Genomic DNA, 24,816 nt, shown 5'->3' with positions numbered 1-24,816 from the left:
TAGATCGTTTAGGTGGAAAATGGGAGGTCTGTGAGGCCGTTCGAGTGGCGCCGTTGGAACTTGATCAAGCGACCGGATGAAAACTACGCGGAGTTGCCCCCCAAAGGCCATGCGGCCAACACCCCGAGCCGACGGGGGCTATTCCCGACCGAGGGGGTGGGGCTGTCCACACCCCCGTCATGGCCCATGATTCTTGTCACCGTCGGACGCCACCCATCGGTGTCGTGAGCGAGGTACCCTCGGCCGCTCCACCTTCACTAGTCAAACTTGAGGAATGTGTCATCGCCGTACACAGGCCCCCTGCGGCTACGCCCTCCCAGATCACCGAACTCGCGCGCTGCCAGGTGCTCTTCCTGCCTGCCGACCCGGCCCGTGCCGGCAGGATCGCCTTCTGGCATCCGGACGGCGCCGCTCCGCCCGAGTGGCCCGCCCCGGCGGACATCTCGGACTCGATCGAATCGACGGACTCGGCCGAATCGACAGACCTGGCGGATTCAGCGGTCCCGGCGGCCTCGGTCGGGGAACTGACCGTCGTCGGCGACGACGTGCGGCTCCGTACGGTCGCCGCCCTGCTGCTGCCCGTACGGGACGCCCTGCCCGTACTGACCCGCGCGAGGGCGTCGGCGCACGCCTCGCCCGCCGCGGCCTTCTGGGGAGCGGCGTCGCTGCTCGCCCTGCAACTCGCGGCGCGCGGCAAGCTGTTGCCCGGACTCTCGACGGCCGGCCACGACGCCTGGCGGGCCGGCCCCCTCGCCGCCGACGATCTGGAGCGCGTCCGCGCGCTCGCCGCCTCGATGCCGCCCGCCGCGCACTCCGTACCGCTCGACCCCGAGGCGACCGGTCCGCTCCTGCTCGCCGATCCGGAACGGCTGTTGCGGCAGTTCCTCGACGCGGTCGCCGACGGTCTCGTGCGCACGCCCGCCGCGCGGATCGCGGCGAGATCGCCCGCCTTCGCCGCTCCGGAGCCGCGCCGGATGCCCGAACTGCGCGGCTGGGCCGCCGACGTGGCGGCCGGGCACGACGCGGGCGTACGGCTGTCGCTCCGGGTCGAACTGCCCGGCCTGACCGCCGCGCAGGAAGGCTCTTCCATGGAGGGCGGCTCCACCGGCGGCGACGCGTTCGGATCCGCCCCCGCGTTCCGCGCCGTCCTGCAGATGCACAGCGTCAGCGACCCGACGGTCGTCGCCGACGCCGCCGAGGTGTGGGCCGGCACGGGGGCCACGGAGGCCACGGGCGAGGCGTTCGGCCCCCGGGCCCGGATGGACGCCCTGCTGGCCCTGAGGCGCGCCGCACGTGCCTGGCCACCGCTGGCCCCCCTCCTGTCGGCCACCGTGCCCGACGCGATCGACCTCGCCGACGAAGAGGTCACCGAACTGCTCGGGGAAGCCTCCCGAGCGCTGGCCGCCACCGGTGTCCAGGTGCACTGGCCGAAGTCACTGGCGCGCAGGCTGACGGCGCGCGCCGTCATCGGCCCGCCCGACGACGGGCCGGGCTCCGGCCCGTACGGAAATCGGCGCGACACGCGGCACGACACGCTGGGCTCGGGCCGTGCCGACGAGGACGACACGCACGGGAACGGCCGCCCGGACGGCGGCGGTTCGGGTCTGCCGTCCTTCCTGTCCGCCGACGCGCTGCTCGCCTTCAACTGGCGGTTCGCGCTGGGCGACCAGGAACTCACCCGCGCCGAGCTGGACCGCCTCGCCGAAGCGACCCGCCCCGTCGTTCGACTGCGCGACCAGTGGGTCCTCATCGACCCGGCGGAGGCCAGGCGCGCGCGGGAGAGCCAGGACCGCAAGCTCACGCCCGTCGACGCGCTCGGAGCCGTTCTCACCGGGTCCACCGAGGTGGACGGGCGCCGGGTCGAGGTGCAGGCGTCGGGGTGGCTGGAGGCGCTGCGCGACCGCCTGGCCGACCCGGAGGGCACCGACCAGGAGATCGGCCAGCCGGCGGCTCTCACGGCCACGCTGCGCGACTACCAGCTGCGAGGGCTCAACTGGCTGCACCGGATGACCTCACTCGGTCTCGGTGGCTGTCTCGCCGACGACATGGGGCTCGGCAAGACCATCACGGTCATCGCGCTCCATCTGCACCGCCAGACCGAGCAGTCGGCGGCGGGCCCCACCCTGGTCATCTGCCCGACGTCGCTGATGGGCAACTGGCAGCGCGAGATCGAACGATTCGCACCCGGCACGCCGGTGCGCCGATTCCACGGCGCGTCACGCGGCCTGGACGCCCTCGCGGACGGCGAGTTCGTCCTCACGACCTACGGCACGATGCGGCTGGACGCGCGGAAACTGGCCGCCGCCGAGTGGGGCATGGTCGTCGCCGACGAGGCGCAGCACGTGAAGAATCCGTACTCGTCGACCGCCGGTCAGTTGCGCACCATCGGCGCCAAGGCGCGCGTCGCCCTGTCCGGTACCCCGGTGGAGAACAACCTCTCCGAGCTCTGGGCGATCCTCGACTGGACGACACCGGGTCTCCTCGGCAAGCTCGCCACCTTCCGCACGCGCTACGCGCAGGCGGTCGAGGGTGGTGACCCGGGGGCGGCGGAGCGGCTGTCCGCGCTCGTTCGGCCGTTCCTGCTGCGTCGGCGCAAGGCGGATCCCGGCATCGCGCCCGAGCTGCCTCCGAAGACGGAGACCGACCGCGCGGTGTCGCTCACGACGGAGCAGGCGGGCCTCTACGAGGCCGTCGTACGCGAGACCCTCGCGGCGATCTCGGAGGCCGGCGGCATGGAGCGCCGCGGCCTCGTGATGAAGCTTCTGACGTCGCTCAAGCAGATCTGCAACCATCCCGCGCAGTTCCTCAAGGAGGACGACTCGGCACGTGTGGCAGGGCGTTCGGGCAAGGTGGAACTGCTCGACGAGCTGCTGGACACGATCCTCGCCGAGGAGGCGAGCGTGCTCGTCTTCACGCAGTACGTACAGATGGCGCGCCTGCTCGAACAGCATCTGGCGGCGCGCGGCGTCCCGACGCAGTTCCTGCACGGGGGCACACCGGTGCGCCAGCGCGAGGACATGGTGCGACGGTTCCAGGAGGGCGAAGTGCCCGTCTTCCTGCTGTCGTTGAAGGCGGCGGGCACCGGCCTGAATCTGACCCGCGCGGAGCATGTCGTGCACTTCGACCGCTGGTGGAACCCGGCGGTAGAGGCCCAGGCGACGGACCGCGCGTACCGCATCGGCCAGAACCGGGCCGTGCAGGTGCACCGGATGATCGCCGAGGGCACGATCGAGGACCGGATCGCCGACATGCTGGCGCGCAAACAGCAACTGGCGGACTCCGTCCTCGGCGCCGGCGGCGAGGCGGCCCTGACGGAACTGACGGACGACGAGCTGGCCGATCTGGTCGAGCTGCGAGGGAGTGCGCGATGACCGGAGCCGACAGCGCAAACAGCGGCGGTCGCGGTACGGAAGGGGCCGAGCGCACCTTCGCCGCCCTGCCGCCCGCGCGGGGCCGGGGCTTCGCGCGGAGCTGGTGGGGACAGGCGTGGCTGAAGGCCCTTGAGGACACGGCGCTCGACTTGCAGCAGCTCAAGAAGGGGCGCAAGCAGGCGCGTGACGGCGCGGTCGGCGCGGTGTCCGTACGGCCGGGGAGGATCACGGCCGTCGTTCGGGACACGGACGGCACGGCGCAGCGCAGCGACGTGCTGTTGCAGCAGCTCAGTACGGAGGAGTGGGACCGGTTCCTGGACATGGCGGTCGAGCGCGCGGGGCACATCGCCGCGCTGCTGGACCGGGACATGCCACCGCATCTTGTGGAGGACGCGGCGGGCGCCGGGGTCGAACTGCTGCCCGGCATCGGCGACCTGGAGCCGGAGTGCGCCTGTGACGCCTGGGACCTGTGTCCGCACACGGCGGCGCTGTGCTATCAGGTGGCGAGGCTGTTGGACGAGGACCCTTTCGTCCTCCTGCTGATGCGCGGCCGGGGTGAGCGCCAACTGCTCGACGAGTTGCAGGTGCGCTCCGCGCGGGCCGCGCGGACGCAGAGTCCGACCGAGGCCACGGCCGCGGGTGGAGGGACGGCGGAGGAGCCGGAGGGCATACGGGCGGACGAGGCGTTCGCGGCGCGGGGCATCCTCCCGCCGCTGCCCCCTCCCCCGCCGGTCCCGGAGGAGCCCGGCCTGCCGCCGTCCCTCGACACCGAGGCGGAGCCACCGCCCGGGATCGACGCGGACGCCCTGGAGTTCCTGACGGCGGACGCGGCGGGACGCGCGCTGCGGATGCTGATCGACGCGTTGTCCGCCGGGCACGAACGGCAGCCGCTCGAAGAACAGTTGACTACCCGTCAGGACGCCGTGCGCCTCGCGGCCTCGACCGACGATCCGCTGATCGCGGTGCGGCTCGCCGGGGGCACGGGCCGGCAGCGCGCCGAACTGGGCCTGGCGGTCGGCGCCTGGCGCTACGGCGGCGCGGCGGCTCTCGCCGTACTGGAGGACGAGTGGCAACCGGAGCCCGAGGCGCTGGCCCGCGCGAAGGCCGATCTGGCGGGGGCCTGGGAGGACAGCGAACGCCCACGGCTGCGCGCGGGTGCGGGCGGCCGCTGGACGGTCGTGGGGGCGGACACACAGCTGCGCTACGGGCGCGACGGCCGCTGGTGGCCGTACCGCAGAGCCGGGGCCCGCTGGGCCGCTTCGGGGCCGCCGGCCGCCGATCCGGCGTCGGCGCTGGCGAGCCTGCGGGCGGAGGTCTGACGGTCGGCCACGGTGGACGCGGAGTGCGTGGGGCGCGGCCTCCATACGGATGAGCCGCCGAACGGCAGCCGCACTGCCACCGCACCGCCGCCCCACCCCCGCCCCGCGCCGTTTCGTCCCGACCCGCCCCGTGTGCGACCGGAGCCTTGCCCGGTGGCGCACGCGGGGCGACGATGGTGGAGGCCGGTGCAGTAGTGGCCTCGGGAGGCCGAGTTGACCGACACATGGGTGGCCCTGGAAGAAGGAGCGGACCCTGCGGAGCGGCGCGGAGCGCTGCGTCGCGCGTACGAGTCGTTCGCGACCGCCGGCCGGGTCGACCACCCCGTACGCCCGGTGGTGGCCGATTCCTGGCAGCGTTCCGCCAGCGCGCACGTCCGTCCCGAGGGGACGGCCAGTGTCGAGCTGTCCGACGACGACCTCGGCGCCTACCGGGACGCGCACCCGCTCACGCGCGTGATGCCGCTCTTCCGTGAACTGATGGGCGCCTACGCGTCGGACGGCGAACATCTGATCGCGGTGTGCGACGCCCACGGACGGCTCCTGTGGGTCGAGGGCCACACCGCTACGCGCGCGCAGGCCGGCGGGATGAACTTCGTGCCGGGCGCCCGCTGGTCCGAGGCCGCGGCGGGAACGAACGCCCCGGGCACCGCCATCGCCGTCGACCGGCCCGTCCAGGTGTTCGCCGCCGAGCACTTCCTGCGGCCCGTGCACCCCTGGACCTGCGCCGCCGCGCCCATCCACGATCCGCGCACCGGACGGCTGCTCGGCGCCGTCGACATCACCGGCGGCGACCGGCTGGCCCATCCGCACAGCCTCGCGTTCGTGGGCGCCGTCGCCAGGGCCGCCGAGTCGCAGCTCGCCCTGCTGGCCCCACCGCCGGCCCCCGGGACCGTACAGCTGTCGGTCCTCGGACGGGACGAGGCCCTGCTCGTCGTGGACGGCCGCAAGACCAGGCTCAGCCGTCGCCACAGCGAGATCCTGACGGTGCTCTCGAACCGCCCGGAGGGCATCTGCGGCGACGAACTGCTCATGGAGCTGTACGAGGACGAGTCCGTCACGCCCGTCACCCTGCGCGCGGAGCTGTTCCGGCTGCGCGGACTGCTCGGTCCCGACCTGCTGCGTTCTCGCCCCTACCGGCTGACCGCTCCCGTCGACACGGACTTCGACACCGTCACCAGGAGGCTGGCGTCCGGAGCGGTCACCGGTGCCATGAGCGCCTACGCGGGACCGCTGCTGCCCGCTTCCCTCTCCCCCGCCGTCGTACGGCTGCGGCGCAGACTCGCCGACCAGCTCAGGGCGGCCCTGATCGCACGCGGGGATCCGGGGCTGCTGGCCGACTGGGCCTACAGCCCTTGGGGTGAGGACGACCTCGCGGTGTGGCGCACCCTCGCCGACGCGCTCCCCGCGCGGCAGCGCCCGTCCGCCCTCGCGCGCGTGCGCGAGATCGACGCGTGGCAGGCAATGGGCCCGTCCGGCGCCTGAGGACGGCTCGCGCGCAAGGACTGACCTCCTACGGATGGGGACGATCGGGCCGTCGCTGTCGTACAGGCCCGGCTGAGCCCTCCGGGCGCTCCCGGAAGGCGGACCCGGCCTCTGCTCCTTACTCTCTGTTGATGGAGCACCACAACCGACTCTCGCGGTGCCCGCTCACCCGAACCCGAGGAGTCCGCCATGCCAGAGCTGTTCATCGGTGGCAAGTGGACGACCGCCGTAGGCGGTCAGGTCCGCGAGATCCGCTGCCCGGCGGACGGCACGCTCGTCGCGACCGTGGACGAGGCGGGCCCCAAGGACGCGGCGGCCGCCGTCGAGGCGGCCCGTGACGCGTTCGACAGCGGTCCCTGGCCCGGCACCCCGGCCGCCGAGCGCGGCGGTCTGCTGCTGCGCGTGGCCGAACTGCTGGAGCGCGACAAGGCCGCGTTCGCGCGGGCCGAGTCCCTGGACACGGGGAAGCGGCTCGTCGAGAGCGAGTACGACATGGACGACATCGCGAACTGCTTCCGCTACTTCGGCAACCTGACGGCCGCCGGCGGCACCGACCGCGTCGTCCACACCGGCGACCCCGGCGTCGACAGCCGCGTCGTGCACGAACCGGTCGGCGTCTGCGCGCTGATCACCCCGTGGAACTACCCGCTGCTGCAGACCTCCTGGAAGGTGGCCCCCGCGCTCGGCGCCGGCAACACCTTTGTACTGAAGCCGAGCGAGCTGACCCCGCACACCGCGATCATGCTGATGCGGCTGCTGACCGAAGGCGGTCTGCCGGACGGCGCGGCGAATCTCGTCCTCGGCGCCGGTGCGACGGCGGGCGCGCCGCTCACCGAGGACCCTCGTGTCGACATGGTGTCCTTCACCGGCGGTCTCGTCACGGGGCGCCGCATCATGGCCGCGGCCGCGCCGACGGTGAAGAAGGTCGCGCTGGAGCTGGGCGGCAAGAATCCGAACATCGTCTTCGCGGACGCCGACTTCGAGAGCGCGGTCGATTACGCGCTGACGGCGGTGTTCCTGCACTCCGGGCAGGTCTGCTCGGCCGGCGCGCGGCTGCTGGTCCAGGACGAGCTGCACGACGCGTTCGTGGACGAGCTGGTACGCCGCGCCAGGGCGATCCCGATGGGCGGCCCGTTCGACGAGCACGCCCGCACCGGGCCGCTGATCTCGGCGGAGCACCGCGAGAAGGTCGAGGCGTACGTGGCGGCGGGGCTCGCCGAAGGCGCCGTACTGCGCTGCGGCGGCGAGCGCCCCAGCGACCCCGGGCTTCGCGACGGGTTCTACTACCCGCCGACCGTGCTGGACGACTGCGCTCCGGGGATGTCGGTGGTGCGTGACGAATCGTTCGGCCCCGTGCTCACCGTCGAGCGCTTCAGGGACGAGGACGAGGCGGTCGCGCTCGCCAACGACACCGTCTACGGCCTCACCGGGGCGGTCTGGTCGCAGGACACCGGGCGCGGGCAGCGCGTGGCGTCGCGGATGCGGGCGGGCACCGTATGGATCAACGACTTCCATCCGTATGTCCCGCAGGCCGAATGGGGCGGCATGAAGCAGTCCGGCTTCGGGCGGGAGCTGGGGCCTGCCGGGCTGGCCGAGTACCAGGAGGCCAAACACGTGTGGCGCAATCTCTCGCCGAGTCCTCAGGCATGGTTCGAGTGAGTACGCCGGGCACGCCGAACGGCCACGAGAACGGGAGCGGCTCGAACGGTTCCGGCGCCGCGGGCCCCGCGGACCCGGAGGCCTCCGCGAGGACCCAGCTCCAGGACGACGACGAGGCGCTCGGCGCACTCGGCTACCGGCCCGAGCTCAAGCGGACCCTCGGCAACTTCCACACCTTTGCCGCCGGGATCAGCTACATCTCGATCCTGACCGGCACCTTCCAGCTCTTCTACTTCGGTGTCAGCTTCGGCGGTCCGGCCTACTGGTGGTCCTGGCCGATGGTCTTCGCCGGACAGCTGATGGTGGCCCTGTGCTTCTGCGAGCTGGCCGCCCGCTACCCGGTCGCCGGCTCCGTCTACAACTGGGCCAAGAACATGGGTGGTCCGCACATCGGCTGGCTCGGCGGCTGGATGATGATGACGGCGACCATGGTGACGCTGTCGGCCGTGGCGCTCGCCTACCAGATCACGCTGCCGCAGATCGACAGCCGGTTCCAGTTCATCGGGGACGGCGGCGGCAAGTACGACGCCGCGGGCAACGCCGTACTGCTCGGCTCCGTCCTCATCCTCTTCTCCACCACCGTCAACGCCTTCGGCGTCAAGCTCATGGCGCGGATCAACTCCGCCGGGGTGTTCATCGAACTGATCGCCGCCGTCGCACTGATCATCTTCCTGGCCGTGCACATCACCCGCGGCCCCAGCACCGTACTGACCGACACGCAAGGACAGGGCACGGGCGAGACGCTCGGGTACTTCGGCGCGTTCCTCACCGCGTCGCTGGCCTCCGCGTACGTCATGTACGGCTTCGACACCGCTTCGTCGCTCGGCGAGGAGTCGCACAACCCGAGCCGCAACGCGCCTCGCGCGATCCTGCGCGCGCTCGTCGCGTCATTCCTGATCGGCGGGCTGATCCTGCTGTTCGCCCTGCTGGCGGTGCCGGATCTGGCGGACAAGCGGCTGACCACCGACGGCCTGCAGTTCGTCGTCCTCGACACGCTCGGGTCGACCATCGGCGAGATCTTCCTGTGGTGCGTGGTGATCGCGATCACCGTCTGTGTGCTGGCGGTTCAGGCGGCGGGTATCCGCCTGATGTTCGCCATGGCACGCGACAACAACCTGCCGGCGGGCTCCGTGCTCGCCCGGGTCAGTCCGCGTTTCCACACGCCGGTCGTGCCCGCCATGCTGATCGGTGTCGTGGGTGTCGTCATCCTGGTCATCAACATCAACCAGCCGCAGATCTTCTCGGTGATCACGAGCATCGCGATCATCATGATCTATGTGGCCTATCTGCTGGTCACCACCCCGATGCTGGTCAAGCGGCTGCGTGGCGAGTGGCAGCCGGTCAAGGGCAGCTTCACGCTGGGACGGTTCGGACTGCCCGTCAACATCATCGCCGTGCTCTGGGGCGCCGCGATGTCCCTCAACCTCGCCTGGCCGCGCGCCGCGGTGTACAACGCGACCGGTCCGCAGCACTGGTATCTGCGCTGGGGCGCGTTCCTGTTCGTCGGAGTCGTCGCCCTCGGCGGCTTCACCTACTACTGGTTCGTCCAGCGGCACAAGACGGGGGTGCTCGCCGAACACCGGGTCGAGGCGAGCGATCCGACGTCACCCACCAAGCGGCCGCCCACCACCCCCACCGAGTAGCCGCCACGCACTCCCCGCGCCCCGACACCCTCTGCACCTGGAGAAGCGATGTCCGCAGCACTCACCGTGGCCGAGTTCGACTACGTGGTCGTCGGCGGTGGTACCGCCGGCGCCGTCGTGGCCGCGCGCCTCACCGAGGACCCCGGCGTCACCGTCTGCGTACTGGAGGCCGGCCCCTCCGACGTGGGCGACGACAACGTCCTCAGGCTCGACCGGTGGATGGCGCTGCTGGAGTCGGGTTACGACTGGGACTACCCGATCGAACCGCAGGAGAACGGCAACGACTTCATGCGGCACGCCCGCGCCAAGGTCCTCGGCGGCTGCTCCTCGCACAACTCGTGCATCGCCTTCTGGGCGCCCGCCGAGGATCTCGACGAATGGGGCGCGCTCGGCTGCGACGGCTGGAGCGCGGCCGACTGCTTTCCGCTCTACCAGCGGCTGGAGACCAACGACGCGCCAGGCGACCACCACGGCCGCTCGGGCCCGGTCAACATCATGACCGTCCCGCCGAACGACCCCTGCGGCGGCGCCCTTTTGGCGGCGTGCGCCGCGGCGGGAATCCCCACCACACCCTTCAACACGGGTCGCACGGTGCTACGGGGAGCGCACTGGTTCCAGATCAACTCCCGTCCGGACGGCACCCGTTCGTCCGCATCGGTGTCGTATCTGCACCCGGTCCTCGGCAAGCGGCCCAATCTTGAGGTACGTACCGGGCTCCAGGCCAAGCGGCTTCTGTTCGACGACACCACCGATCGGCGCCGATGTACGGGAGTTGAGTATCTGGAGCCGGACACCGTGCACAGCGGCGCCGTCTCCGCGCGCCGTGAGGTCGTGGTCAGCTGCGGGTCCATCGACTCGCCGAAGCTGCTCATGCTGTCGGGCATCGGCCCCGCCGACCATCTGAGGGCGAGCGGCCTCGACGTACGGGTCGACTCCCCCGGCGTCGGCTCCCACCTTCAGGACCACCCGGAGGGGGTGATCATGTGGGAGGCGGAGCAGCCCATGGTCACCAGCTCCACCCAGTGGTGGGAGATCGGGATCTTCGCCGACACCGAGCCGGGCCTGGACCGGCCGGACCTGATGTTCCACTACGGCTCGGTGCCCTTCGACATGAACACCTACCGGCGCGGCTACCCGACCACGGACAACGCCTTCTGTCTGACGCCGAACGTCACCCGCGCGCGGTCGCTCGGCACGGTCCGGCTGCGTTCGCGCGACTTCAGGGACAAACCGAAGGTCGATCCGCGCTACTTCACGCACGAGCACGACATCCGGGTGATGACATACGGGCTGCGGCTCGCCCGCGAGATCGTCGCGCAGGAGCCGCTGGCGGCGTGGCGGGGCCGGGAGCTGGCGCCGGGGCCGGACGCGCGGTCCGACGAGGAGCTGCTGGACTACATCCGTAAGACGCACAACACCGTCTACCACCCGGCGGGCACGGTGCGGATGGGGCCGGCGGACGACGCCGAGTCGCCGCTCGACCCCCAGTTGCGGGTGAAGGGCGTGACGGGGCTGAGAGTGGCCGACGCGTCGGTGATGCCGTTCCTGCCGACGGTCAATCCGTGCATCACGACGATGATGATCGGCGAGAAGTGCGCGGACATCATCAAGGCGACCTGAGCGGCGCGACGTTGGGGGTTACGGGGGGGTGGGGGTTACGGGGCAGCGGGGCCGGCCGGCGGCGCTGCGCGCAACCTGGTCGCAACGTCCGCGCTCCTAGCCTCGCGGAGAGCGCCGTCCAAAGGCGGGCGGCACCCTCACCGGGAGGCCACAGAGATGACCCGATACGCAGCGCCGGGCACCGACGGCGCGATCGTCTCGTACGAGTCCCGCTACGACCACTGGATCGGCGGCGAGTACGTCCCACCGGCCCAGGGCAAGTACTTCGAGAACCCGAGCCCGGTCAACGGCCGCCCCTTCACCGAGATCGCCCGAGGAACCGCCGCCGACGTCGAACGCGCGCTGGACGCGGCCCACGGCGCCGCCCCGGCGTGGGGCAAGACGTCGGCCGAGACACGCGCGGGCATCCTCAACAGGATCGCCGACCGCATGGAGGCGCATCTGGAGGAGCTGGCCGTCGCCGAGAGCTGGGAGAACGGCAAGCCGGTACGCGAGACACTCGCCGCCGACATCCCGCTCGCCATTGACCACTTCCGCTACTTCGCGGGCGCGCTGCGGGCCCAGGAAGGCACGCTGAGCGAGCTAGACGACGACACCGTCGCGTACCACTTCCACGAGCCGCTCGGCGTGGTCGCGCAGATCATCCCGTGGAACTTCCCCATCCTGATGGCGACATGGAAGCTGGCGCCCGCGCTGGCGGCGGGCAACGCGGTCGTCATCAAACCGGCCGAACAGACCCCGGCGTCGATCCACCTCTGGATGAGTCTGGTCGCCGATCTGCTGCCACCGGGTGTCGTCAACATCGTCAACGGCTTCGGGGCCGAGGCGGGCAAACCGCTCGCCTCCAGCGCACGGGTGGCGAAGGTCGCGTTCACGGGCGAGACCACGACGGGGCGGCTGATCATGCAGTACGCCTCCGAGAACATCAAGCCCGTCACGCTGGAGCTGGGCGGCAAGAGCCCGAACATCTTCTTCGACGACGTCTGGGCCTCGGACGACGACTTCCGGGACAAGGCACTCGAGGGCTTCACGATGTTCGCCCTCAACCAGGGCGAGGTGTGTACGTGTCCCTCGCGCGCGCTGATCCAGCGCGGGCACTACAGCGAGTTCCTGGAGGCGGGCATCGCCCGCACCGAGGCGATCGAGCCGGGCCATCCGCTGGACACGGACACGATGATCGGCGCCCAGGCGTCCAACGACCAGCTCCAGAAGATCCTTTCGTATCTGGACATCGGCCAGCAGGAGGGCGCGAAGATCCTGACGGGAGGTCAGCGCATCGAGCACGGTGGCGAGTTGGCCGGGGGCTACTACGTCCAGCCCACGATCTTCGAGGGCGACAACAGGATGCGGGTCTTCCAGGAGGAGATCTTCGGCCCGGTGCTGGCGGTGACGTCCTTCAGCGACTTCGACGACGCGATCAAGACGGCGAACGACACCCTGTACGGCCTCGGCGCGGGCGTCTGGACCCGCGACATGAACACCGCCTACCGCGCGGGCCGCTCGATCCAGGCGGGCCGGGTCTGGACGAACTGCTACCACGCGTACCCGGCCCACGCGGCGTTCGGCGGCTACAAGCAGTCGGGCATCGGCCGCGAGAACCACCGCATGATGCTGGACCACTACCAGCAGACGAAAAACTTGCTGGTGTCGTACTCGCCGAAGAAGCTGGGCTTCTTCTAGGGCCTCGGAAAAAAGGTGCCTGACCTGGTCCTTTCGCCAGTCGGGCACCTCCCGCTCCCACCTCTCACAACTGGGCCCGGTTTATTCCGCATCTCCCAGTTCCTCCCTGCCTGTCCCGCTCCTGACCAGCTGTTCCGGTCTATCGCCGGTCCAAGTCGGGGTTCATCCCACAGGCGGCGGGCCGTTGCTGATCCGGTCCCACTCCTGCATGGACTGCTCGATGAGGCTGTTGGACTGTTCCCGGACGCCGTCCAGGAATTGGCGTAGTGCCGGAAGAGGACCTGGATGCTCTGGCCCGCGCGGCGAGCGCATTCGGCCGGGTCCACGCCGGAGTACAGCCAGAACGAGATTCCGGCATGCCGGAGATCGTACGGCCGCTTGGCGAGTCCAGAGGCGTACTCGGTCGGGGTCAGGGCGGATTCGCGGGCCCGCGCCCAGGTCGTGCCGTATGCCGCGGTGTCCACATGGTTGCCGCTCTCGTTCCGGAACACCCGGCCGTCCGGACTGGCCCCGAAGCGTTCCATGTGAGCGAGAAGGATGTGTACGAACTGAGGCGGGATGGGCACGGGCCGGGTGGCGTTGGCCGCGCGGCGCTTGAGTGAGTGCACTTCGTGCGCTGCGCCGTCGTCCGTCCATTCCTTTCCGCACCTGCCGATCGGCAGGTGCGGCCCGAGGCCGGAGCCGTGCGGGACGCCGCGGCGGGCAATGACCGGTTTGATGCCCTGAGCCCGGACCAGGCGGCGGTACTTGTCGTGGTCGTAGCCCCGGTCGCCGAGCAGGACATCAGGCCGTCTACGTGGTCGTCCCACGAGTCCTGGGACCGACGGGATCTTCGCGAGCAAGGGCATCAGCTGGATGACATCGTTGCGGTTGCCGCCGGTCAGCGACACCGCGAGCGGGATGCCTGCCCGTCGACGAGGATGTGGTGCTTGCTGCCCGGACGTGCGCGGTCGACCGGGCTGGGTCCGCTCCTTGGCCTCGCCGAGCAGCCCGGACATGGGCTCGGCATCGACCCCGATGCGGACTACCCGACCATCGACATCCCCTTCCACCCGGAGACGCGTCGAGGATGTTGCCGTCGCCGGTGTCAGTACTCGGTGCTCAGTGGTGGACGAGCCGGCGAAGGACTGTGTTCTCCTGCCGCACCAGGAATGAGGATTCCGGCGACCTCGCCGCCGCCTCCCCTACGGTCTGGGACGACAAGGCCGGGGCGCTGATTCCCCGGTTCGTGGGAGCGGCACGGACCACTCCGTCGTTGCGCTGATGCCCTGACCGTTCCTGCCGCAACCCGTCGGTCACGGCAGGAGCCTTCCGCGGCCGTGCGGGGATTCGCCCAGCAGGTCCGAGCGGCCGTACAGGCGGCGTCCAACTCCGACTGAGCGCAAGGGCCGCAATCTCCCGCGTGTCACCACCAGGACCGACGACGGCTCGGGCGGTGACACCGGCGTCTGGGTGCCGCAGCCCCAACGCGGATCAGAAGGTCCGGCGGACAGTCGGACCGTCACGCCCGGCGGGGGAGGCGAGCCATCTCGGTCAGTACGTCGTGCGGTCAGAAGTCGAACTCTGATGCGAACTGAGCGAAGGCGGCGAACTCAGCAGGGGCAAAGGTCGGTGTCGTTGTCTTTCATGGCGGCGCCGGCGGCGTTCCGCTGCACCAGGTCAACGCGCCGACTGGCCACACATCGCACACCGCCAAAGCGGCTTGCCTACTCTCTTGGCCCGCTAATCCGAACATTCTGATGGGGCGTGTGGCTGGCGGCAGTCGGCGAAGTGACTGGAGGAAGAGAGTCCCCTACAGCTTGTCGATGCGGCAGTCACCCCCGGGCAACGGTACGTCCACGTCCCGACCGCCCGGCTGATCGGTGGCGCCACCCCCGCCGCCGGCTTGATCAGCGCCTTCCAGAGCTCCACCTCGAAGGTCTGCGCCGAGATGGCCGTCATCCAGCGCTACGGCTTCGCCACGATCCCCAACTGCGGCAACCTCGGCGTCTTGGGCGAGCGCTGATCTCACCGCGCCGGGCCGGACACCACCGCGTGTCCGGCCTCGCCGCTCGGCCCGGGACTGCCGGGAGTTCGGTCCGGTGTCGGCCACGGTGCGAGCCTCACGCCCCCTGGGCGACGCGGGCGTGACCAGGACGGCCATCAGAACGAGTGAGCCGGTCTCCACAGTGACGAATCGGGCGGTTCAGTATCCGTAGATCATCTTGTACGCGACTTCCGGGAGGAACTGGCCGGCCACGGAGCCAGCGCCCACTCCGCAGTTGCCGTCGGACTCACCGGGGGTCTTCAGCCACAGCAACATCTCGGCTCCACCCCCCGTCTGGCTGACGGCCCCGGTCCTGCGACCGGCGGGGTTGCACCACTCGCCGTTGGAATCGTTGCCGTTGCGGCTGGTGTCGATGACGAAAGGCTTCGTGTAACCGTAGGACGCCGACAGCACCGAGTTGATGGCGTTGCCGTAGCTGATGTTGCGGCCGTTGCCGTAGTAGTTCGAGATGTTCGACGCGAAGCCGTGCGCCTGTCGGGCCCCGGCGCCGTCGAGACGCCGAGCCATGGTGCCCGCGTCGATCCAGGCGGGGTTTCCGGCATCCAGGTACGTCCACGTGTTGGGCGCGTGCGCGGAGAACTGCGCCAGGGCGTCTCTGAGCATGGCGTTCCGCTCGTCGATCTGCTGCTGGGACATACAGCTGTAGTCACCGAGGGAGTCGGGCTCGATCACCACCAGCGCCGGTCGCCCGCCGACGGCCGAGGCGAATGCGGAGATCCAGGTGCGGTACGCCGCCGGAGAACCCGCCCCGCCGCCGGAGTGGCCGCCACAGGCGTCGCGGCCGGGTATGTTGTAGGCGATCAGGACGGGAAGTTTGTCGGCGGCGTCCGCGGCTCCTACGTAGGAGCCCACCGCGGCGCCGATGTCACCGCTCCAGGAACCGAACCACCGGGCCATGGGGCGCGAGGCGATGTTGTCCCGGATCGCCGGCGCCCGTCCGTCGCCGGGGTTCGCCGCGACCCATGCGGCCGGAGTCGAGTTCGGGTCCGCGTAGAATCCGCTGGTCATGCCGATCGGATCGGCCAGGACTCCGGCGTCGGCCTGTCCGGTGCCGAGGGGCAGCAGCAGGCACGCGAATGCCGACGTGACGAGCCTACGCATCATCTTTCTCATGAGTGCAGGACCTCTCTGGGAGCGCTCCCACATCGGTGGTGACTCAGCTGCGAGGGAACGCGGGTGGGAGTGGGGGGCGAGCGGCGGTCCCCCTTGGGGGCTCTCTCCGAGAACTGCCGCCGTCAGACGAGACAGTGACAGGGGGTCAGTCCGCTGTCAATGAGTTCGGTGAGGGTCGGCCGGCGAGGCACTTTCGGCGAAGGCGGTCGGGGTACTGCTGGAGACCGCTCCGGCCACCGACACCGGCGAGTTGGTGTCGGTGGTGGATGCGTGGGCGGCGATCGAGAAGGCCGTGCCGAGGGAGAAGCCCGCCGAGGCACTGGCAGTAGTCGGCACCGAACCGGTTCGTCTCTCTCCACACCTCCGTGGGACCGGCGATGTCCGGCAACGTCACTACGTCGTGGACGAGGATCGCGACGCGATGGGGGCAGAGTCCACCACGGGGGCCTCTCCGCAGGCGGATCGGCTCGAAGGCAGGCCCGTACGAGGACGCACCCGTCGTACAGCCTGACTCGTCGGTGTACTTCTTCCGAATGTGAGCAGCCCGTTGCTGACGAACGGGAACATGGGGTTGGGCATCGCAGCCGTCAACGCCTCGCGCAGGGTTGGGATCGGTCGGACCGTCGTGGCCGACGCGTCCTCACCAGACCATCCCCTTTGGCACAACTTCCTTACGGAACATCTTGCGCAGCAGGTCCCGAAGGTCCGGGACCGTATCCATGTCGACGCCGTCGGAGGACCGCAGAGGACCGACGGGGCGCGTTCGCCGACGAGCCCACGCTGCCGCGATGACGAGCACTCGCGGTGGGCCGGGTCGGAATGTCGGCCGGTCGAATGACACTTGCATAGCCTGGTGAAGGCCGCACGGCGGTTCCTGGTCGACGTGCCGGCCCGGCCCGATCCGAGGAACTGGCCCCGACAGCGACGGCCTGACCCCGGACCTGGTCATGCCGGACCACGACGAGTGGGCCATGTGGGAGGCCATGGCCGCGTTGCCTGATGACGACCAGCGCGTGACCAACGCATCCGGGCGTTCAGCCGCACCTCTCCGATCGCGGAGGTGAACCTCGGCCGTGACCGCGATTCCGCCAGGGCCCGTTGCCTCAGCCGGTCCATCCGCGATCCCGGCACACGACGGCACTCACGCGAAGAACGACGCCGTCGCGGGACGGGTGATGGCTCATCCTGCCGGGGACTGGACGGATCTTCGCTCGATCACCGGCATGGGGATCAGATGGCTGCCCGAGGGGCTACCGGGGGCGAGCAGAGTTTCGACGGAGGTGCGGCCCATGGCCTCGTGGGGCAGCCCAACGGTCGTGAGGCCGGGCCTCAGGTATGCGGCGAGTTCGTCGTTGTCGAACGAGACCACGGAGACGTCCCGCGGGACGGACAGACCGTGGTCGGCCAGTGCCTGGTACGCGCCGAACGCGAGGCGGTCGTTCATGCACAGCAGGGCGCGGATGTCACTGCGGCGTTCGAGGAGGGCGTGGGTCACCTCGTAACCGTGGTGCGGCTCCCACTCCAGGCACGACCTCTCGGCAGCGAACCGCAACCCTCGTTCGGCCATCTCCCGGCGGATGCCGGCGATCCGCCGCGCGACGGTGGTGGAGTGGAAGAGATCCTTTTCGGCCTCTTCGTCGTGCCCGATGAGAGCGATTCCTTCTCGGTGACCGGCTTCGGCGAGGAGACTGACCGCCGAGGCGCCGCCGGCGAGTTCGTCCGGAAGCACCGAAGCGGGGTGCTTCTTGTCCGTGGCGTTGAGCATGACCACTCGCGTGGTCGACGGGATGTCGGGCACGAACAGTTCCCGGGCGCGCATGACAGCGAAAATGATGCCGTCGACCTGGCGGTCGAGCACGGCCCCTATCGCCTCGGACTCGCGCGTGGGGTTGCCGCCGGTCTCCAGTACGAGCACGACATGTCCCGCTCGCTCTGCGGCGTCCAGCGCCCCGCGGATCAAGCCGCTCGCGAAACGGGTGGTGGCGACGACATCGGAAATGAATCCGATGGTGAGGGTCTTGTCCGTCCGCAGGCCGCGGGCGGCGACGTTCGGCCGGTAACCGAGTTCGGCGGCGGCCTTGTTGACCCGGGCATGAGCGTCGGCGGAGAGCCGGGTGTCCGGCCTGCCGTTGAGGATCATCGACGCGGCGCTGGTGGACAGCCCGGCGCGCCGGGCGACATCGGCGAGTGTGACGCGCTTGGGCGGCATGGATTCCTCTCCCGTGCGGCGCGACGTGACGGCGGCCGTTCCGGCCGTTCCTCCGCACAGGGGGAGGCGCGGCCGACGCCCGCGGCATGCGCGCCGCTGTCGCTTGGGCCCGGCGCCGCCGCCGTCGGCTTCGGGGCCGCCGGGGTCGGCCTCCGCCCGGTTCGTGCACCCAGGACTTGTGGGACGAGACCCGTGACAGCAGCCGAGACAGGACCGACTCCACGAAGTTCGACGAGGTCAAACCGCGCAAGCTCGGCGGGGAGCAGGGCGTACGGGGCCTGGTGACCGTCACGCTCACCGGTCCGCAGCTGGTCGAATACCTGCGCAAGCTGGATCACGACGCCCACCCCGGCCGCTTGAACACCGAGCACAAGAACAACGGTCCGCTGGCGCGGCGCATGTACAACGCGCTCGCTCCGGTGGTTGACGGGGTCAAGCCCGGCCAGACGCCCGCAGTAGTACCCCAGGCCGTCGTGGACGACGCCGCGGTGTCCGCCGGTTCCCCGCCCTCGCCCGCCCTCGCCCGCCCTCGCCCGCCCCGCCCGCCCCGCCCGCGAAACGCTGACCCCGCCACTCATGTCACGGGGCGAGGGTGGGGGCCCGCGTCAGCTGGACTCTGCCGATGTCCGCCTCGACGGCCAGCCTTCCTCACGGGCGGCCGGCTGGCCGTCCCGCCTGGGGCGGCCATGTGGTGGAGGAGCGATACCCGCCCAGCGCTCCGAGACGGAGTGGATCCGGTCGGCGGTGCGCCGGTGACGGCTGTTCGCGCCCTGGTGTTCGCCGCCACGAGCAGAGGGCTCGCCGTCACCGGCCACCACCTCGTGTCCGGAGGCAAGGTGCCTACCGGGATCCACCGGCTGCCAGTACTTCGGTGACCGAGTCCGTGCGGAACCGCGGGAGAGCGCTCGACGGGTACGTCGGCTCCCATCAGCGTGGACCCGTCGACGTGCGAGAGCCCTGAGCCGGGCCGGACCATGAGTACCGTCTCTCCACGGACAGGACGTTGGCGATCACCTCACGTCAGTTGCCAGATGCGGGCGAGCGTTGATTCGGTGAGGAGTTGCTCGGGGTGTCCCTGTCCTGCCAGGTGGCCGTCGCGGAGGAGGAGGCAGGCGTCCGCGGAGCGTGCGGCTTCCAGGTCGTGGGTGGCGTGGACGACGGTCACCCCGCCGGCGACCAGTTCGGTCAGCAGCGAGCCGATCCAGCCCCTCGCCTCGGGGTCGAGTCCCGTGGTCGGTTCGTCGAGGAGGAGCAGGTCCGATTCCTGGGCGAGTGCTTGGGCGATCAGGGCGCGTTGCCTCTGTCCGCCGGACAGCTCTCCGAGTTGGCGGGTGGCGAGGTCGCTGATTCCGAGCCTTTCCATGGCCTGGTCCACGGTAATGCGGTCCTGTCGGGTCAGTCTGCGACACGGTCCGCGTTCGCCCCAGCGCCCCATTTCCACCGTCTGCCTGACCGTCAGCGGCAGTGCGTCCCCGACGGCGCCGCGCTGCGGGACGAAGGCCGGTGGCCGGTCGCCGTGGTGGTGGAGATCGCCTGATGTGGGTTGGATCACTCCGGCCAGGACTGCGAGCAGGGTGGACTTTCCGCTTCCGTTCGGGCCGACGAACGCGGTGGTGGCCAACGCCGGTATTTCCGCGTCCAGTTGATGGAGGACGGGGCGACCCGGGTAACCGGCGGAGAGCTCGGTGAAGCGGACGCGGGACGTTTCGTTCTCGGCTCGGGCGAAAGCAGGGGATTTATTGAACATGATTTTCATTGTAGTGTTCATCGCATGGAGTGGTTGACGGGTCCCTTCGAGGTGACCTTTGTGCAGCGGGCCCTGTGGGGCGGGATGTTGGTGTCGGTGATCTGCGCACTGGCCGGTACCTGGGTAGTGCTCAGGGGGATGGCCTTCCTGGGTGACGCCATGTCCCACGGGTTGCTGCCCGGAGTCGCGCTCGCCGCGCTGCTCGGTGGCAACCTGCTGGTCGGGGCGGTGCTGAGCGCGGTCGTCATGACCGCCGGTGTCACCCTCCTCGGCGGCACCCCGAGGCTGTCCCAGGACACCGGAATCGGCCTGCTCTTCGTGGGGATGCTGTCCCTCGGCGTCATCATCGTGTCGCGCTCGCAGTCCTTCGCGGTCGACCTGACCGGGTTCCTCTTCGGTGACGTCCTCGCCGTCCGTGAACAGGACCTGGCGCTGCTGGGCGTGGCGCTGCTGCTGGCACTGGTCGTCTCGGGCCTCGGCCACCGGGCTTTCCTCGCCTTGGCTTTCGACCGGCAGAAGGCCCAGACGCTCGGCCTGCGTCCCCGCCTCGCTCACGCCGTGCTGCTCGGCCTGCTGGCGCTGGCCATCGTCGCCTCCTTCCACATCGTGGGGACGCTGCTGGTGCTGGGCCTGCTCATCGCTCCGCCGGCGGCCGCGTTGCCCTGGGCGCGCAGTGTGCGGGGCGTCATGGCCCTCGCGGCGCTGCTCGGCATCGCCGCCACCTTCTGCGGGCTGCTGTTGTCCTGGCATCTGAGCACCGCGGCCGGCGCGACCGTCTCGGCCCTCGCGGTGGCCCTGTTCTTCCTCTCCCACCTGGCATCCGGTCTCCGCGACCACCGCCGTGCGCGCCACGTCGGCGCGCACGCCGCGGCAACCGACTGAAGAGAACCTGAGGCGATCCCCTTGCTCGTCCGAAGCAACGTCACTCCCTGGGTGCCTGCCGCGCTCGTGGCCCTCTCCCTGCTCACCACGAGCTGCACCGGTCAGAACGACGACGTGTCCGCCCCGAAGTCCAGCGCCTCGGCCTCCGCTCCTCACGGGTACGTCGAGGGGGCACAGGAGAAGGCGGAGCAGCAGTCGCGGCTGCTGCTCAACGACCCGGGGACCGGAGACACCCGGGTACTCGATCTGATCACCGGCAAGGCGCAGGAGGTGTCCCGGAGGACGGGCACCACCGGACTCACCACGGACGGCCGGTTCGGCTACTTCCACACCTCAGGCGGCACGCACGTCCTCGATGGCGGCGCCTGGATGGTGGATCACGGCGACCACGTCCACTACTACCGCGCGGCCACACGCGACGTGGGCGAACTGCCCGGAGGTTCGGGTGCGCACGTCCGCAGCGACGCCGCGGTGACCGCAATCACCGACGCGGACGGCCGCGCCAGGATCTACCGTCGGGCCGAACTGGAGAAGGGCAGGGTCGGCTCGCCCCGCACGCTTCCCGGCACACAGGCGGGCGTTGTCCTGCCGTACGCGGAGCACCTGCTCAGCCTCACCGACAACGGGCAGGACGCCGCGCAGCTCTCGGTGTACGACCGCGAGGGCAAGCGCGTCGCGTCGCCGGACGCGGCGTGCGAGGACCCGCAGGGCGATGCCGTCACCCGGCGCGGAGTCGTCCTGGGCTGCGCCGACGGTGCCCTGCTCGTCCGTGAGGCCGACGGCGCGTTCACGGCCCGGAAAATCACGTACGGCGACGACGTACTCGACGGGGATCGCGCTACGGCCTTCCGGTACCGGCCCGGCAGCGACACGCTCACGGCTTCGGCCGGGGAGCGGGCCGTGTGGGTTCTGGACGTCACCGAGCGCACATGGACACGGGTGAAGACCGGCCCCGTCGTCGCGGCCAACACGGCGGGCGAGGGCTCTCCCTTGATCGTGCTCCAGTCCGACGGATCGCTGCACGGCTACGACATCTCCACCGGCAAGCACCTTTCGAAGACAAAGCCGCTGGTGACGCGCGCGCCGGAGGCCTCCACCGACCAGAGCGCGGAACCGGTCATCGAGGTCGACCGCAGCCGCGCCTACCTCAACGACCCCCAAGGCAGACGCGTGTACGAGATCGACTACAACGACAACCTGCGCATCGCGCGCACCTTCGACCTGGGCATCAAGCCGGTCCTGATGGTGGAGACAGGCCGATGACACGACGGACGAGACAGACGCGAGGGCCGCGGCCGCTGCGCACCTTCCTGCCGGTCCTGCTCATCCTCGCCCTGGCCGTTGCCGGCACCGCCTGTACGAGCAGCGGCGACCAGCCCCGGGTAGTCGTGACGACCAACATCCTGGGCGACATCACCCAGGAGATCGTCGGTGACGGGGCCGAAGTGACGGTGCTGATGCAGCCGAACGCCGACCCGCATTCCTTCGGCCTGTCGGCCGTGCAGGCCGCTGAGCTGGAGCGGGCCGACCTGGTGATCTTCAACGGGCTGGGGCTGGAGGAGAACGTACTGCGGCACGTGGAGGCTGCCCGCGAGGCAGGGGTAGCCACCTTCGAGGCCGGCAAGGCGGTGGACCCGCTCACCTTCCAGGCCCACGACGACGGCGGACCCGAGGAGGAGACCGGGCAGCCCGACCCGCACTTCTGGACCGACCCCGACCGCGTACGCAAGGCCGCCGACCTGATCGCCGACCAGGTGGTCGAGCACGTGGACGGCGTCGACGAGACGGCCGTCCGCGACAACGCCGACCGTTACGACGACCAACTCGCCGACCTCACCACCTGGATGGAGAAATCCCTCGACCGCATACCTGAACAGCGGCGCGCGTTGGTGACCAACCACCACGTCTTCGGCTACCTCGCCGAACGCTTCGACTTCCGGGTGGTGGGCGCGGTGATCCCGAGCGGTACGACGCTGGCCTCGCCCAGCTCCTCCGACCTGCGCTCACTCACCCAGGCGATGCGGAAGGCAGGCGTGCAAACCGTGTTCGCGGACTCCTCCCAGCCCAAGCGGCTGGCCGAGGTGCTGCGCACAGAGATGGACGGTCAAGTGCGCGTCGTCGAGCTCTACTCCGAATCGCTGACCGAGAAGGGCAAGGGCGCCGGCACCTACCTGCAGATGATGCGCGCCAACACCACCGCCATGACCGACGGCCTGACCGGCGCCTGAACCAGCACCCCTGACGTGGGCACCGGCCGACCGGCCGCTCAAACACACCCGCACTCACTGCCGCGCCCGCGCGGCACAGAAAGGAACACACCGGTGAACAAGCCGATACGCACCAGAGCCATCACGGGCACGGCCATTGCTCTGGCGGTCTCCTCGGTCCTGACCGCCTGTGGAGGAGAGGCCACCTCCTCGTCCGACACGAAGGCCAAGACTGCGCCGAGCACCAAGGCCGTAGCGGTCACGGACCCGCTGGTCGCCACCTTCGACGGAGGACTGTACGTCCTGGACGGCGAGAGCCTGAAGCTGGCCGACACGATCGAGCTGCCCGGCTTCAACCGTCTCAACCCCGCCGGCGACGACTCCCACGTCGTCGTCTCCACTGATGCCGGTTTTCGCGTCCTGAACGCCGCCGAACAGAGTTTCACCGGCATCGAATACGAGGGCGCCAAGCCCGGACACGTCGTACGGCACGCCGACAAAACGGTCCTGTTCACCGACGGCACCGGCGAGGTCAACGTCTTCGACCCCGACGACCTCGCGGGCGGCAGCAAGCCGCAAGGCCGCGCCTACACCTCCGCCGAGCCGCACCACGGCGTCGCCATCGAACTGAGCAACGGCGAACTCCTCAGCACCCTCGGCACCGAGGAGAAGCGCACCGGCGCCCTTGTCCTGGACAAGAACAACAAGGAGATCAAGCGCAACGAGAAGTGCCCCGGCGTCCACGGCGAGGCCGCGGCCAAGGGCGAGGCCATCGGCATCGGCTGCGAGGACGGCATCCTGATCTACAAGGACGGCAAGTTCACCAAGGTCGACGCCCCCGACGACTACGGCCGCATCGGTAACCAGAGTGGCAGCGACGCATCGCCCATTCTCCTGGGCGACTACAAGACCGACCCGGAGGCCGAACTGGAGCGGCCGACACGCATCTCCCTCATCAACACCGAGACCGGGAAACTGCGCCTCGTCGACCTGGGCACCAGCTACTCCTTCCGCTCACTCGGCCGCGGACCCCACGGCGAGGCACTCCTCCTGGGCACCAACGGCACCCTCCACGTCATCGACCCCGAAACGGGCAAGGTGGACAAGAAGATCCCCGTCGTGGACGAGTGGCAGGAGCCGCTGGACTGGCAGCAGCCCCGGCCCACCCTCTTCGTCCGCGACCACACCGCGTACGTCTCCGAGCCGGGCAAGCGCAAACTGCACGCCATCGACATCGAATCTGGCAAGAAGGTCACGTCCGTGACCCTGCCGAAGAGCACGAACGAACTGTCCGGCACCGTCGCCGGCCACTGATCCTCCGACCTCGGCGACCCGCCGCCCGGAAGCCCGCAGCTCCCACATACGTCCCACAGATCCCCCGATGACCCGTCAGGAGGACGTTAACCTCGATCTTTCGTGACGGCCCGTCGTTTTCTCCGGCGGGCCGTTTCGGTTGTTCGCGTCGGTGTTGGGCACGCTGATGGCCCGGTTGTCGCGTCGGGTGGGCGCCGGGTTCCACGGCTCCGGTCGGGGTGGTGCTGCTCGCAGGGATGGGAACGTGCTGGTCAGCCGGGGTTCGGGAGAGCTTCGAGCCGTGCCAGGGCATCGGTGATCACGTCGGTCCATGGCCAGTGGCGTGCGAACCTCAGATGCCGGCGGCGGGCGGCGAGCCGTCGGGCCGGGTGTGCAATACGTGCTGGCGGTAGCAGGCGGGGTCGCTCTCTCGCTGATCTTGCGTGAGGAGGCCGGGCAGGTCCAGATGGGCGCGGAAGTGCCTCAGCCACCTCGGTGACGGTCTCCTCGTCCGTGCGCCGGAAGGCCGTCACCTCGCCGATGG

14 protein-coding genes and 1 pseudogene are annotated in these 24,816 nt (G+C 70.2%); 11 read left to right on the top strand and 4 right to left on the bottom strand.

Features of this window, described 5'->3' with window-relative positions; genetic code table 11:
- The first annotated feature begins 179 nt into the window (after positions 1–179).
- The 7 genes from SSPS47_RS33360 to SSPS47_RS33330 all read left to right on the top strand — a co-directional run bounded on the left by SSPS47_RS33360 (position 180) and on the right by SSPS47_RS33330 (position 12,774).
- Positions 180–3,371 carry a DEAD/DEAH box helicase gene (locus SSPS47_RS33360; protein WP_164254147.1) on the top strand — a complete coding sequence of 1,064 codons (3,192 nt, stop codon included), beginning with the start codon at positions 180–182 and terminating at the stop codon, positions 3,369–3,371.
- Positions 3,368–4,690 (top strand): SWF or SNF family helicase, encoded by a 1,323-nt coding sequence (locus tag SSPS47_RS33355; protein ID WP_164254146.1) that lies wholly within the window; start codon positions 3,368–3,370, stop codon positions 4,688–4,690. The genes SSPS47_RS33360 and SSPS47_RS33355 overlap by 4 nt, the downstream gene beginning before the upstream one ends.
- A gap of 213 nt (positions 4,691–4,903) precedes the next feature.
- Positions 4,904–6,172 carry a GAF domain-containing protein gene (locus SSPS47_RS33350; protein WP_164254145.1) on the top strand — a complete coding sequence of 423 codons (1,269 nt, stop codon included), beginning with the start codon at positions 4,904–4,906 and terminating at the stop codon, positions 6,170–6,172.
- Between the two features lie 189 nt (positions 6,173–6,361).
- Complete coding sequence (locus SSPS47_RS33345) at positions 6,362–7,831, top strand: aldehyde dehydrogenase family protein (protein ID WP_164254144.1); 1,470 nt, start codon at positions 6,362–6,364, stop codon at positions 7,829–7,831.
- Complete coding sequence (locus tag SSPS47_RS33340) at positions 7,828–9,474, top strand: APC family permease (RefSeq protein WP_239065170.1); 1,647 nt, start codon at positions 7,828–7,830, stop codon at positions 9,472–9,474. The genes SSPS47_RS33345 and SSPS47_RS33340 overlap by 4 nt, the downstream gene beginning before the upstream one ends.
- Positions 9,475–9,522: 48 nt before the next feature.
- Positions 9,523–11,094 carry a GMC oxidoreductase gene (locus tag SSPS47_RS33335; RefSeq protein WP_164254143.1) on the top strand — a complete coding sequence of 524 codons (1,572 nt, stop codon included), beginning with the start codon at positions 9,523–9,525 and terminating at the stop codon, positions 11,092–11,094.
- A gap of 156 nt (positions 11,095–11,250) precedes the next feature.
- The gene (locus tag SSPS47_RS33330; RefSeq protein WP_164254142.1) at positions 11,251–12,774 is read left to right on the top strand and encodes an aldehyde dehydrogenase family protein; all 1,524 of its coding nucleotides are present in this window, start codon (positions 11,251–11,253) and stop codon (positions 12,772–12,774) included.
- A 668-nt stretch (positions 12,775–13,442) separates the two neighbouring features.
- Here SSPS47_RS33330 and SSPS47_RS35030 read toward each other — a convergent pair.
- The 4 genes and pseudogenes from SSPS47_RS35030 to aztA all read right to left on the bottom strand — a co-directional run.
- Positions 13,443–13,747: pseudogene (locus tag SSPS47_RS35030) on the bottom strand (transposase); the annotation flags it as partial.
- Positions 13,748–14,959: 1,212 nt separating this feature from the next.
- Positions 14,960–15,934 (bottom strand): glycoside hydrolase family 6 protein, encoded by a 975-nt coding sequence (locus tag SSPS47_RS33320; RefSeq protein WP_164254141.1) that lies wholly within the window; start codon positions 15,932–15,934, stop codon positions 14,960–14,962.
- Positions 15,935–17,114: 1,180 nt separating this feature from the next.
- The gene (locus SSPS47_RS33315) at positions 17,115–18,143 is read right to left on the bottom strand and encodes a LacI family DNA-binding transcriptional regulator (RefSeq protein WP_164254140.1); all 1,029 of its coding nucleotides are present in this window, start codon (positions 18,141–18,143) and stop codon (positions 17,115–17,117) included.
- 1,015 nt (positions 18,144–19,158) lie between these two features.
- A complete protein-coding gene (gene aztA / locus SSPS47_RS33310) occupies positions 19,159–19,899 on the bottom strand; it encodes a zinc ABC transporter ATP-binding protein AztA (RefSeq protein WP_164254139.1) in 741 nt (246 codons plus the stop codon).
- A 15-nt stretch (positions 19,900–19,914) separates the two neighbouring features.
- Between aztA and aztB the strand changes: the two genes are divergently transcribed.
- From aztB to aztD, 4 genes are all read left to right on the top strand, one after another.
- On the top strand, positions 19,915–20,772 hold the full coding sequence (gene aztB / locus SSPS47_RS33305; protein WP_164254138.1) for a zinc ABC transporter permease AztB: 858 nt from the start codon (positions 19,915–19,917) through the stop codon (positions 20,770–20,772).
- A 21-nt stretch (positions 20,773–20,793) separates the two neighbouring features.
- Positions 20,794–22,035: a hypothetical protein gene (locus SSPS47_RS33300; protein WP_164254137.1), complete on the top strand. Its 1,242-nt coding sequence runs from the start codon at positions 20,794–20,796 to the stop codon at positions 22,033–22,035.
- Positions 22,032–23,000, top strand: a complete 969-nt coding sequence (gene aztC / locus SSPS47_RS33295; protein ID WP_164254136.1) for a zinc ABC transporter substrate-binding protein AztC — start codon at positions 22,032–22,034, stop codon at positions 22,998–23,000. The genes SSPS47_RS33300 and aztC overlap by 4 nt, the downstream gene beginning before the upstream one ends.
- A 93-nt stretch (positions 23,001–23,093) precedes the next feature.
- Entirely contained in the window at positions 23,094–24,293 is a 1,200-nt protein-coding gene (gene aztD / locus SSPS47_RS33290) for a zinc metallochaperone AztD (RefSeq protein WP_164254135.1), read from the top strand.
- Positions 24,294–24,816 lie beyond the last annotated feature (523 nt).

The organism is Streptomyces sp. S4.7, assembly GCF_010384365.1.
Lineage (GTDB): Bacteria > Actinomycetota > Actinomycetes > Streptomycetales > Streptomycetaceae > Streptomyces.
The sequence above is the reverse complement of the archived record's forward strand: the minus strand, read 5'-3'. Positions and strand labels throughout refer to the sequence as shown.

Coding starts and splice junctions, on each gene's coding strand:
- SSPS47_RS33360 (WP_164254147.1), top strand. CDS start 180: ATGGCCCATGATTCTTGTCACCGTCGGACGCCACCCATCGGTGTCGTG.
- SSPS47_RS33355 (WP_164254146.1), top strand. CDS start 3,368: ATGACCGGAGCCGACAGCGCAAACAGCGGCGGTCGCGGTACGGAAGGG.
- SSPS47_RS33345 (WP_164254144.1), top strand. CDS start 6,362: ATGCCAGAGCTGTTCATCGGTGGCAAGTGGACGACCGCCGTAGGCGGT.
- SSPS47_RS33335 (WP_164254143.1), top strand. CDS start 9,523: ATGTCCGCAGCACTCACCGTGGCCGAGTTCGACTACGTGGTCGTCGGC.
- SSPS47_RS33330 (WP_164254142.1), top strand. CDS start 11,251: ATGACCCGATACGCAGCGCCGGGCACCGACGGCGCGATCGTCTCGTAC.
- SSPS47_RS33320 (WP_164254141.1), bottom strand. CDS start 15,934: ATGAGAAAGATGATGCGTAGGCTCGTCACGTCGGCATTCGCGTGCCTG.
- SSPS47_RS33315 (WP_164254140.1), bottom strand. CDS start 18,143: ATGCCGCCCAAGCGCGTCACACTCGCCGATGTCGCCCGGCGCGCCGGG.
- aztA (WP_164254139.1), bottom strand. CDS start 19,899: ATGAAAATCATGTTCAATAAATCCCCTGCTTTCGCCCGAGCCGAGAAC.
- aztB (WP_164254138.1), top strand. CDS start 19,915: ATGGAGTGGTTGACGGGTCCCTTCGAGGTGACCTTTGTGCAGCGGGCC.
- aztC (WP_164254136.1), top strand. CDS start 22,032: ATGACACGACGGACGAGACAGACGCGAGGGCCGCGGCCGCTGCGCACC.